This is a genomic window from Lysinibacillus sp. FSL M8-0337 (assembly GCF_038593855.1).
Taxonomy (GTDB): Bacteria; Bacillota; Bacilli; order Bacillales_A; family Planococcaceae; genus Lysinibacillus; species Lysinibacillus sphaericus_D.
On the sequence record NZ_CP151996.1, the window covers coordinates 4283942 to 4298123 of the forward strand.

Sequence of the window (14182 nt, forward strand, 5' to 3'; positions counted from 1 at the left end):
TATAAATACCTAGAATATCCGCTTCTTATAGAGAAAAATAAGCCATTTCATTATTTTGAAATGGCTTATTTTTTATTGAATTTTCTCTTGTTGCTGCTTTTTTTCAATTAATTCGGATACAGTTACAAATGTATAGCCCTGTTTTTTTAAAGTTGGTATGATTTCTTCTAGAGCTTTAATCGTTTGTGTGCGGTTGCCGCCTCCATCATGAAACAAAATCACATCTCCCGGTTTTGTTCCACCTAACACCTTTTGGACGATTTTATTTGTCCCTGGTTCTTTCCAATCCTGTGTATCTTGATGCCAAGACCACATGACTACCTTGTAACCGTTGTTTACCGCAGTATTGATCATCTTTTCAGTGTAATTGCCACCTACAGGACGGAATAAAACAGGAGAAAAGCCAGTAATACTATAAATCATCTGGTTTGTCTGCCTTAGTTCTTCCTGTAAATCAGGAATTGAAACTTTATACGGGTGAGAGTACGTATGATTGGCTAATTCATGCCCCTCTTTATAAGTTCGTGAAACAAGCTCTGGATACTTTTCTGCATTTTGACCAATAATAAAAAATGTAGCCTTTGCTTCATACTTTGCTAAAGTATCTAGAATTTTTGCGGTGTATTTTGGATGTGGACCATCGTCAAAAGTTAAGGCAACGATTTTATCCTTTGTATTTATATCCCAAACAACTTCACCAGTCTTCTCATATTCACTACGCCCTTTTTCTGCAGAGGTACGCATGTCTGTCAAACATAACGACATGATTAATAAGCAAACCGTCAAAAACAATACATTTTTACGTATCACAGTATCACCTCCCATGTTTCATTCGCATATTTCAGCTCATCTTACTATTTACGAAAGCCGCTAAATTATACTTTTGAGGTGCTACCTGTTTTTACTTAAACCCTTTAAAAAGATATGTTAAAAAACCAATTAGCAAACAGTATCTTCATTGATTCACAGTTTTTTACTTAAATTTATTTCGATCATCTTTATTTTTAAATACTTTTCATTTACGCAACGTCAAATTATGAACGAAATGTGAAACCTTTCATATAGCCCTTTATTTTTTTGAAAATCAGTGTAGAATAAAGGGCATAACTGATATATAACAATTATTCAAAACAACAAAACTGTTATACTACAAATTGACAACAAAGGGGATTTTACAATGTGGGTTATTAGCGTTAAAAAATATAAAACAAACAGCTATGCTTTCATATACAAAATAATCAGTGCCTGGCACTGACACAATTTATATATAGAGAAATTAAAATCCACGTAGCCTTTCTGCAAAAAATGCACGATACGTAAAACGCAACAAGCCTCGCAATAGTGAAGGCTGTGGCTTTTTTCGTGCACGCAGAAGCACAGTGGATTTTTTTCGCTTTAGAATTTTAGTAGAAATATTGAACACCTTTTTATCTATTGCCATATGTATAGAGAGAAAAGGAGTGATGTTCATGGTGACAATTGAACCTATTATGATTAAAGGTCATTTTTTCACTGCTGTGATTGTGCATTTACCAAAAACAACGTTATTAACTATTTCTAATGATACAGGCTACATCATGTGTGGTGCATTAGATGTCGGTCTTTTAAATAGTCGCTTATTAGATCGAAAAATTGTGGCAGGTCGAGCGGTTGGTGTGAAAACGATAGATGAGCTCTTAACCGCCCCTCTTGAATCTGTTACATTTGAAGCGGAGCAACTAGGTATATTTGCAGGAATGACTGGTGTAGAAGCATTGTTAAAAATGATTTAACACACGCTACAAACCAGTCGGGAGGTGGAATTCAAATGTATTACACACATGCCCAACCACAAGTACCCCATACATCGCGAATAATGACCGTTACCGGAAATGGAAAAGTAGTCGCTAACGCTAGTTATGTCCAGCTTCAAATAGAGGTAACAACACAAGACGAAAGTGTACAACAAGCGCAACATCAAAATACTAGCTCTATGAATCGTGTTATTCATGCTCTCTTGGCGTTATCTATCCCGAGAGAAAACATTCAGACCGCCGCCTATACGATTACACCTATTTATGATTATGTAGAAGGTAAACAAATGTTTAAAGGCTATGAAGTAGTAAATGCTATCACGGTAAAAATACCTGATACTAATCTAGTAGGAGCTGTTATTGATACAGCTGTCGAAAATGGAGCAAATCGGATTTCCTCCATCCAATTTAAAATAGACCATGCGGATGAATACTATCAGCAAGCTCTCAGCTTAGCACTTCATAATGCACAAATGAAGGCGAAAACAATCGCGCAAACGATGCACTTATCTGTACAGCCACAACCGATTGAAATCGTCGAAGAAAACGATCATGCCCCTGTGCTTTATAAATCAATGGCAATGGCTGATTCATCCATGACAACGCCCATTGAGCAAGGTCAACTAACGATTAGTGCAGCTGTTCGCGTTACATTTCAATACTAAAAAACAAAGCCAGACTCCATTCACTTTGATGAAGTCTGGCTTTTTACTTGTCTCGTTATGTGAGCTTCGAGCGAAAGTAATCACTCATGAACTGTAAACGACCTTCATATATTTATTGAGGATAAAAAGTTGATGTTTAAAGGAGGATATGATGCAAGCTGAAAACAAACGCCTACGAATAATTCAACATCTTGCTCACGAAATTATGGATGAGATGAACACTAGGAGAGAACCGATGGAGCTTGATACATTAATTCCTGTGATTGATAATTTATCGCGCGCCATTGGTGACTTAACGGATGCATTTGGCAATTATTCATTGGATTATGTAGAGGAAAAAGTAAAAAATGCACATACCCTATTGTTCAAGAGAGACAAAATAGATATGTACCAATTACGACATTAGAAAACTTCCGCCATCGCAAAAAGTGTTAGATTGATCTCAATCAATCTAACACTTTTTCTCTTGTGCCCCGGCTTCTACCGTCCTTAATGCTCTTCAGGTGTAAATGTTTTGCAATCTGTTTCTTCACTATTGGATGCCTGCTGACCCTTTTGACTTACAACGTAAATAGCTTCTGCCGTACATTTATTTCCAGAGCCCCAATACGTGCAGTTATTGACTTCACATAAAATCTGTTGTGCCATCGTATCACACCTCCTCTTTTGTTATCCTTAACAAAATTGGTGTATTCAATACTTCAGCTAAGAAATAAACCCAAAATTAACCTAAAGTAAAACTATCACTGTATTTACAATGCTCTTTTTATAGCGACTAGTTTATTGGCTGCGTGACAATGTCTTATATTATTTTCGTGCCGATCTTCAAATTGATAGGAGCGATAAAATGCAATGGACCATTGCTCGTATAATTCTCTAATCTCCCCCTCTTGACATATGCCTTTAACAAACGGTGCTAAATCTTCTGGAATGTCAACTTCGTCTGTAAATACAGTAATAATATTGATGCCCTCTATTTTTGTATACTCTTGCATTAACTGAATAATACGATGCCAATCTTCGCGCGCTAAAAAATGAAATAGGCCATGTGAAATGATGCAATCATAAGTATCGCTAAACTGATATGTAGTAATATCTTGAACGTCTGCCTGCAAATTATGTAATTGGTGCAACGCTTTGTATCTATTTATTTTAGCAATACCTGCCTCTGAAATATCAATGGCTTCTACCTTAAACCCCAGCTGTGCTAAATAGACGGCATGTCTACCATCGCCACATCCTATATCTAAAATGCGTGCATCCGCAGGTAATTTTTTTGCCCATTCAACTACTTCCTCACTAGGATTACCAAAGGCAAAATGCGTATCTGCTAAGTACTCGTTTTCCCAAAATGGTTGCTGCACCATATCAACTCCTCTGTAAACTAGTTAAATTTTTACGCACGCTATTTATTATTTAATAATTAACATATCTGTTTCATCAAATTCCCACATATCGCCATACGCCACTTCCCAATAATAGCCGTTGGGATCTTGGAAATAACCACTATACCCTCCCCAAAACACCGTTTCAGGCTCTTTCACAATGTTTGCTCCAGCTTTTTTTGCTAGTGAAAAGATATCATCGACTTCTTCTTTAGATTTTCCATTATAGGCAAGCGTAAAGCCCGTAAAGTCGGTGCCTATTTTTGGTGGGTTTTCTTCATTTATATCCTTTGCTAATCGTTCTATAGGAAATAGAGAAATTTTTGTTCCTCCATTATTGAAAAAAATCACATCAGGATTTGTTTCATCTCCATAGACAACCACCTCAAAACCAAGCCCTTCACGATAAAATGCAAGCGACTCAACCATACTTTTTACACCCAATGTAATTAAATTTAAACGATTCATGCAATAACCCCCTTTTCTCAATATCTATTACTTATTCTATTTTTTCTTTCAATTCCCTTTTATGCAAATCATTATCTATACCTTATGCTCCGTCTTGAAAGAAGAACAGCCTCACACAAAACGTTATGTAACTACATAAGATACATAAGATATTAGCAAATGGATGGGAGGAAATCCGCTGTATTACAATCCTTATCCGTATTATGTTTATAACCATTATCCAAATTGGGGAATGTCTATCCTACCTACACCCCATCATGTCCCTAGACAACTTGCCATGCCTACCCCGACAACAAGCCCTTATCCGCCTATTAATACCATAAAATTAAAGACATCAGCAAAAGGGATGCAAACAATTATGCAACAAGTGCAATTACTGACAGAGAAAATTGAGGGCTCTGATCAATTTGCACATGATCTTAAAAACGCTGCACAGCTTTCCAATCAAGATGAAGTCCAAAAACTTATTTCTTCTGCTGGAATTACAACGAAGTTTGAAGCGAAATATACACCAGATAATATCCGCATCGTTTTGAAAGAAGGTGGGTGTTGTAGTTTAGCGTTAGTGCTATATTGGTGACGAAGAAAGGCTTGCTATTTTCATATCTATATATTCTTATAGAACCCGTAAACTATACTAGAGTAGTTGGTATCCCTCATTGGATGATATATGGAAAAAGGTAAAAAATACACATACCCTATTGTTCAAGAAAGACAAAATAGATATGACCAATTACGACATTTGAAAACATCCTCCGTAGCATACATTAACGCAAAGCAAAAAAGTGTTAGATTGATTGTCGTCAATCTAACACTTTTTCTCTTGCGCTCCGGCTTCTACCGGCCTTAATGCTCTTCAGGTGTAAATGTTTTGCATCCTGTTTCTTCACTATTGGATGCCCGCTGACCTTTTTGACTAACAACGTAAATAGCCTCTGCAGTACATTTGTTTCCTGAACCCCAATACGTGCAGTTATTGACTTCACATAGAATCTGTTGTGCCATCGTATCACACCCCCCTCAAATCTAGTTAAAATTATTCTAAATAATCAAAGGTAACATTTCAATAATCAAGCTAAAAATCAGGGTTATTTAACTACAATTTTCAAAATAATTCAAAATAAATATATTTACTGAATTATTAATTATTATATAAAATTTATATTAATTTGCTGACATTTCAAATTATTTGATATTTACCGACTATTGATGAGTACATTATTTTTTTATCATAAGGCATACAAGTATTCACTATATAGTTCCAACTAAAAAAGCACCCCCGCGTGGTCCTGCACCTCTAAAGTTAGAGTCAAGTATCTATTACTTATTCTATTTTTTCTTTAATCCCATTTTATACGTAATCATTTTAAATAAGCTTCATGCCCTGTTTTGAAAGAACGAAAGCCTACAACACAAAACATTATCATACTACATAAGATACACTAAGAGATTAGCAAGTGGATGGGAGGAAATCCGCTGTATGACAATCCTTATCCGTATTGCTATTTTTTATACCTATGTACTCCTATAGAACTTGTAAACTATAGTTGATTATGCTAAAGTAATTGGTATTACTAATTCTGAAAATTCATATATTTTTCTTATCAAGAGAGATGGAGGGATTGGCCCTATGAAGTCTCAGCAACCAGTCTAAGGCATGGTGCTAATTCCAATTGGCGAGATTCGCAAAAAGATGAGAAGATTGACTTCAGTTACACGAGAGTCCTCTTCTACAAGTAGGGCTCTTTTTTTATTTTTACACTACACATAGTAAGAGAAAGCGGGGAATAAAAATGACAAATGAACTTTTACAAACATTGCAACTATTAAAATCAAAGCAATGGGTTGACTTAACACATACTTTCGGACCTAACTCACCACATTTCTTTATGTTTGATGATGCGAAGTTTGAAACGTTGTTTTCTCATGATGATGGCTTCTTTGCACAACAATTTACGTTTCCCGGGCAATATGGTACACATATTGATCCACCCATTCACTTTGTTTCAGATACACGCTACTTGGAAGAATTAGCATTAAAAGAACTTGTCCTTCCACTTATTGTTATTGATAAGTCCAAGGAAGCCGCATCGAACCACGATTTCACTTTAAGTGTACAAGATGTACTTAACTTCGAAGCGGAATATGGAAAGATTGAATCCGGAACATTTGTGGCACTGCGAACTGATTGGAGTAAACGCTGGCCGGATAAAGAATTATTTAGTAATAAAGACAAGGATGGTCACAACCATATTCCTGGATGGGGATTAGAAGCATTAAAGTTTTTATTTACAGAGAGAAATATAAGCGCCATTGGTCATGAAACGTTTGATACGGATTCAGCGGCTGATTTTCGAAAAAATGGTACGTTAAATGGCGAATACTTCGTACTGGATCAGGATACATACCAAATTGAGCTAATGACAAACTTAGACAAACTACCACCAAAGGGTGCCGTCATTTTCAATATTGTGCCAAAGCCTGAAAAAGCATCTGGTTTCCCCGTACGCTCATTTGCTATTTTGCCTTAGTTACAAAAAGGTCTGCTTCAAAGCAGACCTTCTTGTATGTAGATATCTACTACCCTCATTTCCTGTGGGGCTTTTTTCTCTCCATGTTTATCCCGCTAGAGTCGCCATGACCAATAGCAAAGATGACATTTCTTTTTTAAATCAACTGTAGTTTGCGCAAGGTGTAATCAATGCCGCCTTTATTCGATGCCATCGTGACCTCATCCGCAATATTTTTTAAGGCTACACTTCCATTGCCCATTGCAATACCATATCCAACTTGCTTTAGCATTTCCATATCATTCTCTCCATCCCCAAAAGCAATCGCCTCTTTTGGATGTAAGTTAAAATAGCTAAGTACAGCTTCAACAGCAATTGCTTTTGATACATCCTCTTGTAAAACATTCGTAATCATAGGATGCCATCTTTCAAACTTCAAATTTGGAAATTGTGTTCTATACTTTTTCTCTACCTGTTCATTTACATATAAACACATTAAGTAAACTTGCTCATTTAAAATATTTTCATTGACGGGCGGATATTGTCTTAAAGACAATGTCTCATTCATTGCCTTTAGTGTTTCACGGTGCTGTACATTATTCATCGATAATTGATCAGTGAAAAATGACAGGCTATTATGATGGTCGTCTGCAAAAGCCTTAACACTTTGTACAATGTTTTGAGCGATGGGGCTGGCATAGATTATTTGGTCTCCGTGCCGAACATAAGCACCATTCGCCGTAATAAATGTATCAATCCCTAATTTATATAAATCCTGACACATAGACAGTGGTCTACCGGTTGCAGCAACTAACCGAATCCCTTTGTTTTTTAGTATATGTAAAGCATTCTTTGTACTACTTTCAATACAACCATCCTCATAATTGATCAAAGTACCATCTACATCAAAAAATACGATTTTACAGTCCATACATGTATGCGCTCCTTTTAAATTAACTATCAATGATTACCATTATTTTACGCCAAAATAGGATAACCGTAACGTACGCATTCTTTTTTTATGTCCACAAAGTTACTTTATATTAAGCATAATATTGAATAGTAAAATTATCCTATATGTATTATAATAAACCTACTAAAAGATGAATAAAAAAATGCACACTAGGTATGTCTGACGTAATTTTAACAATGTAGGCGTAACTATTTAACTTTTACACATATACCACCGATAAATACTATTGCTAGTGTATTTAAACTAACATTCACTTTACATAAAATTAAAACAATTTATTTGACACTACTTTAATAATGCTAAAGGATTATATCAATAAACATAGAATTGCTAAAATAGCCGAAAATTCATTAAATATATTGAACGAGTGTTACCTCCATTTAAGTAGAACTAAAGAAATGTTAAAAACTCGACACAGAGGAGTTGATTCATATGGGTTTTAATATTTACTACTACGAAAGTAATGTGGACTGCAAATTTTGCAAAAAGCAATATACAACATATAAAGTACGTCCGAATCGTTATAAAGTAGTCGAAGAACAAACGGATTTTATGCCCGTTTACGAAGGCTTAAATCCATTGCTGTATGAAGTTGCCGTATGCCCACATTGTGGATATGCCTACCATAAATCTATGACGAGAACTTACGGACCTTTCATGCTACTTATCGATGAACTGTATATTAAAGAACTACAAAAGCCTATGAACATCTGTCAAGAACGGACTATAGATGATGCTATCATAAGCTATAAATTAGCCTACCTCGTTGCCAAGGCTTCTATGGAAGAGGCACTATTAATGGCTAATATCGCACTGAAAATAGCCTGGCTTTACCGTCTAAAAAATGAAAGCGAATCTGAAATTCACTATTTATATGCTGCAAGAGATTTTTACAGTAAATCTTTTGCATCCAATCAAGAAGGCAGCGAGCGAATTCAATATTTACATGCAGAATTAAGCCTTCGCCTCGGTGATATAGGGGAAGCGAAAAAAGGATTCTCTCGCTTGATTGCGGATCGCAGTGTTTCAAATAAATATCGAAAATTAGCACGCAATCGTTGGGAAAACTACAAATATGACGAACACCCTAACAATGACGTTGAAAATAAAGAAGAAATCATTAAATAACTAGATAAGGGAGAGGAATAAAATGCTACTTTTCGAAAAAAAAATAGACGCTCGAGAAGAGGATATTTTCTCGGAATTACATCATTTTTTACTACGGAAAAATAATCGTCAATTAACAAATGATGAAATTGTTGCATTAACAGGTATTTCATCTGACTTACTTTATAAATGGGTAAAGACAGGAAAATTAAAAACATCTATCTTCCCTAATCTCGGTGCACCATGTGAACGTTGCGGTAAAATAACACAAGCTAAAATTTGTGTTAACTGTGCCTCAACTATCGTTAATACTTTAAAACAAGAAGAAAAAGACGAAGCATGGTTTAATAAAATTCAACGCAACAATCCAAGAGCTAACGCTTACCATTACAAATAAACTTGCATGCAACTGCTAAGCGCTTTTACAAATAAAAAGAATCTACTCACTTTGCGGGTCAGCGGCCGCAGTGTCGTAGATTCTTTTTAGGTAAGCATCCATTATGCTAGTTCGCCTTTTTTGTTATTTCCATCATAATTTTTGTTACATACTCTTCTTCTCGATTTTTAATCACCGCATCATAAATATATTCCTCATATACGTACTGCCCCAGCTCATAGCCTCTTTCATCCATAACCTTAAATAATCGTTCGTACGTTTGTCCAAGTTCTGTTGATAGCCCGAGATGATAGCCAATAATAAAGTCCCCTTCAATCGCCTTAAAATAAGGATGCCCTTCCTGCGGTTGTGGTTGCTCCATATACAAGTAACAATAATTATCATAGTTACCCGCTAAAACTTGCTCTCTTCTAGTAATGCCACCAATCGGATAACCTGTATCAAGCTGCGAGCGATCCAATTCATCAATAAAATCCGAGACCGCCTTAACAAACTGTTCTTCAGTGGCATCTTCGATATTTTTACTTAAATACAATGTTTCCTCTGGAAAATGACCAATCGTAATACTATCAAAATCTGTATGCAAGGCTTCCTCTGTTGTTTCAATTTTCACTTCTATAATACTCTCTATCATTTCGAGCTCTTGGCGTTTCTTTGCTACAAGCGCTTTTTGCTGATGCATTAACTCTAAAAAATTTTCAGGCGATTTATCTGCCATATACTTTTGGATATCTTTTAACGACATACCGACTGTCTTTAATAATTCAATTACGCTAAAAAAATCATACTGGGCAATTGTATAATAACGATAATCTTTATGGTCTTTCATAATCGGTGATAAAAGATCGATTTGATCATAGTAAATCAGTGTTTGTTTATTAACCTTACACAGTTTGGCAAATTCACCAGTTGTAAAATATTTTACATTTTTATTAAGCATTTTTAAGTTTCCTTCCTTGACTATATAGTTACTATATACTTTAGATTGTAGCTATCCACAATAAATTTAGAAAGGTTTTGACATTATGTTCACGGAAATACGTGACATCACAGCTTTAAACAAAGAAAACGTATTAGCATTACACATTGCTGCTAATCAGCAGGACTTTATTGAAACGACACAGCAATGCCTAGACGAGGCAGCATCTGACCGACGCTTTATACCCGTTGGATTATATAGGGAGGATACCTTAGTCGGCTTCGCAATGTATGGTTTGTTTCCTCATGAGGATGGGTCACAACGAGTATGGCTTGACCGTTTTTTAATCGATGAACGTTATCAGCATAAAGGGCTCGGAAAATACTTTTTGCAACAGCTAATCGATTTTTTACAGGCAACATACAATTGCGAAAAAATATTTTTAAGTGTTTATGACAACAATAAAGTAGCCATTCATCTCTATCAACTATTTGGGTTCGTCTTTAATGGGGAACTCGATGAAAAGGGCGAAAAAGTAATGGTAAGAGAGGTACGTACTCATGACGACCATTAATCCCATTGAAACAAGACCCTTAAGACCATTATTTCTTTCTTATTTGTTCCCAGCGATGATTGGTATGCTACTGATGTCAGTAAATATTTTAGTCGATGGTATTTTTGTCAGTCATGGCGTTGGCCCAACTGCTCTAGCAGGCGTCAATATTGCCGTTCCGATTTTCTCCATCTTATTATCCATATCTCTGTGGATTGGTATGGGCGGTGCAACATTGTACTCCATTTCACTTGGAGAAGGTAATAAAAAACGCGCACATCAACTTTTTACACTTTCGTTTACAACGATGCTGGCGGTAGTTTTAACTTTAGTGCTACTACTTTTATTAAATTTAAAGGAAATTGCCTATATTTTTGGGGCAAGTGATGTGACTTATCCTTATGTCCAAGAATACTTGCATGTCATTTTGTTATTCGGTGTCTTTTACACAATCGAAAATTTATTAAGCATTTTCATTCGAAACGATGGAAACCCAAAGCTTGCCATGATGGGTTTAATCACAACATCTATTTTAAATATCCTTTTAAACTACGTATTTATTTTCGTACTCCATTATGGTGTAAAGGGTTGCGCGTTAGCAACAGCAATCTCTACTATCATCGGTATGTCGGTACTATGTCTCCATTTCTTCCGAAAGCAGTCTGAATTAAAATTTGTCTCTACTTTTTTCAACGTATCCGATTTGAAAAAAATATTCGCCATCGGTTTACCTAGCTTTATTGTAGAAGCTTCCATGGCGTTAATCGTGATTTTATATAATGTATCGTTTCTGCACTATTTAGGAGCAAACGGTGTGACAGCCTATGCAATGGTTAACTATATTCATACGGTATTATTAACTGTGTTCTTAGGCATTGGTATGGCACTCCAACCTCTAGTCAGTTACCACCACGGTGCCAGATTAAAAAAACGTTTACTCGAGCTTTTGAAGATTGGCTTAGCTACCGCTCTTATACTCGGTTTAAGCATTGCCATTATTGCGATGCTATTTCCTTCTCAATTAATGGAACTGTTTGGGGATAGTAAAATTGAAATTCGCACAATGGCAACGCAAGGCTTTGTCCATTTTGCAATTGGCTACGTTTTCTTAGGTATGAATATGGTGCTTGCAGAATTTTTCCAATCCATTGAAAAAATTCGTCTTGCAACAACGATTATGTTACTACGCAGTATCATTCTATTTATTCCAGCACTCCTCTTGCTACCTAAATTATTCGGCGCGCAAGCAATTTGGTGGACTTTCCCGGTTGCTGAAGGCATTACAGCATTGCTCATTCTCTTATTTATTAAAAGAAAGCCACGCGCGTTTTATTCAAACTAGTGGGTAGATTGTTGGCGTGCCTGGTACCTAAAAAGGAAGCATGCGCATAAAGCGATGCTTCCTTTTAGTTTACTTATGTTCATTGATAGCTATAGATTGTTTGGTTTCCTCCTCTAAAGACGTTACACCTAAAATATCGAGCAGGAACATAAACAATGGAATACCGATAATTAATCCCCATACCCCGAGGAATTGCTCAGAGAATAGGATGACGATAAATGTATAAAAAATAGGAAGATTTGTTTTGGCAGACATAAGCTTTGGATTTAAGAAATAAGCCTCAATCGCATGCAACACCACGACAATAATCAGAATGTAAGCAATGTACATCGGTCCACCTATGCTATAAGCAATAATGCTAAGCGGGACTAATGAAATAATTACCCCTGCTACAGGAATTAAACCAAGAATAAAAAGCATTATTCCTAGTGCAATTAAGTGTGGGAAGCCCATGATAGAAAGAGCAATTACGGATAAAACACAGTTTACTGCAGCAATGATAAATTGCGCTTCAATTACTTTTCCAAAAGAACGAATAAATATTTTAGAGAAATATGTTAACTCGTCGTAAAGCGGACCAATTTTACTATCTTTAAATTTTGCAGTAAATTCAATAATTCGTTTCTTCTCCAAAAGGATGAACAAACTTAAAATAAGTGCAATGAACACGTGCAAAATGACTTTCCCAATGTTCGTTAAATTTTTTAACGTAAGGTCAACACCTTGTTCTAAATATTTTCCGAGTTCAATTTTCTCAAATGTCGGAGCCAAATATCTCGCAACCTCATTATCGTTCGGATTGAGATTAAAAGCTGCAATCAAATCAAAAAGCTGTGTAATTTGTTGGGTCACAACCGGCAAATACTTATAGATAACTGCAATAATCGCTGCCACAAGTAAGAGGTAAAGGGAGACAATCATCGCTTTTTCATTAATGGGTGCGATTCGTTTAAACTCTTTTGTCGCCTTAGTAGAAAGCTCATTCATTAAGTAGGTTATAATGAATGTCAGAAGAATAAGGTTAATCATACTCCGCATTAAATAAAGTGCAACAGCGATCCCAGCTAGAATAACAAAACGTTTAAATCCATTACTTCGAAAAAAATTACTCATGCATTCACTCCTTCTACAAAACGGCTTCGCTGCCTCTACTGCCAACTTACAGAACGCGAAATATATTAAGCAAGTAGAAAAAATTATTAGTTATCAATATTTATCATTTTCATGGTCCTTTGAGTTTAGGGGGATAAAAACCTCTGTTTAGAAGCGTGTTTCCATTACTCTATTGAATAAAACCAGTTTGGTGTTCTCTTCATCAACAACCCTATTTCTAGAAGTTCAATCCATTGTACATAGATTTTTTACACTTTTCGAATTAGAATGAAAGACAATACGATTAATGTGTATTGAAAGCTACATCAGCGTTATAGCCAAAATTTTAATAATTCTATTATACCCTTATAAACTATCATATCCAAAGCAACTTCTTTTGTTTTATGTTAATTTCAGTACGAAATTTCAGAAGTATCTCCAAATTAGAATAGGTAAGGAATGATTCGATGAAAATCTCAAGAAATCCAAAAGAAATTCACCCGCCTGTAGCTCCATATGTACACCAAATTGAAATAACTGGTCCAAACAGATGGCTCACATTTTCAGGTCAAATCGGAATGGCGTTAGACGGAACTGTGCCCGAAGATCCAATCATTCAATTGCAACTAGCGCTTAACAATATTAAAAAAAATCTTGAGTGTGCTGGCATGACTGTTGCTGATTTAACAAAGGTCGTATTTTATTTAGTTGGAGAATTTGACACAGCTCAAAGAAAGCACGTGATGCGTGACTTTTTTGGAGATCATTGTCCTTGTATGACAATGCTATATGTAGTAGCACTTGCTTCGCCAGTATTAAAAGTAGAAATTGATGCTTGGGCATGTCAGGAAATGATATAAAAGGTGAAAGAGGATTTATCCATTTAAGAAACAGGAAATGCTCGTGAATGGTTCGACTATTTTCTGTAGTAAGCCATTCACGAGCTATATATCTTCCCGAAAAATTTCCTTATTCACT

18 protein-coding genes and 1 riboswitch are annotated in these 14182 nt (G+C 35.8%); of the genes, 10 read left to right on the forward strand and 8 right to left on the reverse strand.

From position 1 onward, the window contains the following. Positions 1-72: 72 nt before the first annotated feature. The gene (locus tag MKY08_RS20850; RefSeq protein ID WP_256093098.1) at positions 73-765 is read right to left on the reverse strand and encodes a polysaccharide deacetylase family protein; all 693 of its coding nucleotides are present in this window, start codon (positions 763-765) and stop codon (positions 73-75) included. Between the two features lie 704 nt (positions 766-1469). Between MKY08_RS20850 and MKY08_RS20855 the strand changes: the two genes are divergently transcribed. From MKY08_RS20855 to MKY08_RS20865, 3 genes are all read left to right on the forward strand, one after another. Beyond that, positions 1470-1772 carry a DUF1805 domain-containing protein gene (locus MKY08_RS20855; RefSeq protein ID WP_024364002.1) on the forward strand — a complete coding sequence of 101 codons (303 nt, stop codon included), beginning with the start codon at positions 1470-1472 and terminating at the stop codon, positions 1770-1772. A gap of 35 nt (positions 1773-1807) precedes the next feature. Then, positions 1808-2458 (forward strand): SIMPL domain-containing protein, encoded by a 651-nt coding sequence (locus tag MKY08_RS20860; protein WP_069508150.1) that lies wholly within the window; start codon positions 1808-1810, stop codon positions 2456-2458. Positions 2459-2609: 151 nt separating this feature from the next. Then, positions 2610-2864 (forward strand): group-specific protein, encoded by a 255-nt coding sequence (locus MKY08_RS20865; protein WP_069508152.1) that lies wholly within the window; start codon positions 2610-2612, stop codon positions 2862-2864. An 83-nt stretch (positions 2865-2947) separates the two neighbouring features. Here the strand turns inward: MKY08_RS20865 and MKY08_RS20870 are convergent, their stop codons facing one another. From MKY08_RS20870 to MKY08_RS20880, 3 genes are all read right to left on the reverse strand, one after another. Further along, positions 2948-3106 (reverse strand): DUF1540 domain-containing protein, encoded by a 159-nt coding sequence (locus MKY08_RS20870; protein ID WP_069508156.1) that lies wholly within the window; start codon positions 3104-3106, stop codon positions 2948-2950. A gap of 104 nt (positions 3107-3210) precedes the next feature. Next, positions 3211-3822, reverse strand: a complete 612-nt coding sequence (locus MKY08_RS20875) for a methyltransferase domain-containing protein (protein ID WP_176723120.1) — start codon at positions 3820-3822, stop codon at positions 3211-3213. Positions 3823-3870: 48 nt separating this feature from the next. Next, complete coding sequence (locus MKY08_RS20880) at positions 3871-4311, reverse strand: VOC family protein (RefSeq protein WP_069508160.1); 441 nt, start codon at positions 4309-4311, stop codon at positions 3871-3873. A gap of 163 nt (positions 4312-4474) precedes the next feature. Between MKY08_RS20880 and MKY08_RS20885 the strand changes: the two genes are divergently transcribed. Then, the gene (locus MKY08_RS20885) at positions 4475-4891 is read left to right on the forward strand and encodes a hypothetical protein (RefSeq protein WP_256093096.1); all 417 of its coding nucleotides are present in this window, start codon (positions 4475-4477) and stop codon (positions 4889-4891) included. Positions 4892-5157: 266 nt separating this feature from the next. On the opposite strand, the gene MKY08_RS20890 is transcribed toward MKY08_RS20885, so the two are convergent. Further along, positions 5158-5316, reverse strand: a complete 159-nt coding sequence (locus tag MKY08_RS20890) for a DUF1540 domain-containing protein (protein WP_069508162.1) — start codon at positions 5314-5316, stop codon at positions 5158-5160. A 593-nt stretch (positions 5317-5909) separates the two neighbouring features. Beyond that, positions 5910-6011: riboswitch (SAM riboswitch) on the forward strand. Between the two features lie 93 nt (positions 6012-6104). On the opposite strand from MKY08_RS20890, the gene MKY08_RS20895 reads away from it, so the two are divergent. Beyond that, the gene (locus MKY08_RS20895) at positions 6105-6842 is read left to right on the forward strand and encodes a cyclase family protein (RefSeq protein WP_069508164.1); all 738 of its coding nucleotides are present in this window, start codon (positions 6105-6107) and stop codon (positions 6840-6842) included. 136 nt (positions 6843-6978) lie between these two features. Here MKY08_RS20895 and MKY08_RS20900 read toward each other — a convergent pair whose 3' ends face one another. Further along, complete coding sequence (locus tag MKY08_RS20900; protein WP_069508166.1) at positions 6979-7752, reverse strand: Cof-type HAD-IIB family hydrolase; 774 nt, start codon at positions 7750-7752, stop codon at positions 6979-6981. Between the two features lie 474 nt (positions 7753-8226). Between MKY08_RS20900 and MKY08_RS20905 the strand changes: the two genes are divergently transcribed. Next, positions 8227-8922: a DUF2225 domain-containing protein gene (locus MKY08_RS20905; protein WP_069508168.1), complete on the forward strand. Its 696-nt coding sequence runs from the start codon at positions 8227-8229 to the stop codon at positions 8920-8922. A 22-nt stretch (positions 8923-8944) separates the two neighbouring features. After that, a complete protein-coding gene (locus MKY08_RS20910) occupies positions 8945-9298 on the forward strand; it encodes a hypothetical protein (RefSeq protein WP_024364010.1) in 354 nt (117 codons plus the stop codon). A 106-nt stretch (positions 9299-9404) separates the two neighbouring features. Here MKY08_RS20910 and MKY08_RS20915 read toward each other — a convergent pair whose 3' ends face one another. Further along, on the reverse strand, positions 9405-10238 hold the full coding sequence (locus MKY08_RS20915) for a MerR family transcriptional regulator (protein ID WP_069508170.1): 834 nt from the start codon (positions 10236-10238) through the stop codon (positions 9405-9407). Positions 10239-10323: 85 nt separating this feature from the next. On the opposite strand from MKY08_RS20915, the gene MKY08_RS20920 reads away from it, so the two are divergent. Then, entirely contained in the window at positions 10324-10791 is a 468-nt protein-coding gene (locus MKY08_RS20920) for a GNAT family N-acetyltransferase (RefSeq protein WP_069508172.1), read from the forward strand. Beyond that, positions 10778-12112: an MATE family efflux transporter gene (locus tag MKY08_RS20925; RefSeq protein WP_069508174.1), complete on the forward strand. Its 1335-nt coding sequence runs from the start codon at positions 10778-10780 to the stop codon at positions 12110-12112. The genes MKY08_RS20920 and MKY08_RS20925 overlap by 14 nt, the downstream gene beginning before the upstream one ends. Positions 12113-12181: 69 nt before the next feature. Here MKY08_RS20925 and MKY08_RS20930 read toward each other — a convergent pair whose 3' ends face one another. After that, complete coding sequence (locus MKY08_RS20930; protein WP_069508176.1) at positions 12182-13225, reverse strand: AI-2E family transporter; 1044 nt, start codon at positions 13223-13225, stop codon at positions 12182-12184. Positions 13226-13671: 446 nt separating this feature from the next. On the opposite strand from MKY08_RS20930, the gene MKY08_RS20935 reads away from it, so the two are divergent. Beyond that, positions 13672-14064: a RidA family protein gene (locus MKY08_RS20935; RefSeq protein WP_069508179.1), complete on the forward strand. Its 393-nt coding sequence runs from the start codon at positions 13672-13674 to the stop codon at positions 14062-14064. Positions 14065-14182 lie beyond the last annotated feature (118 nt).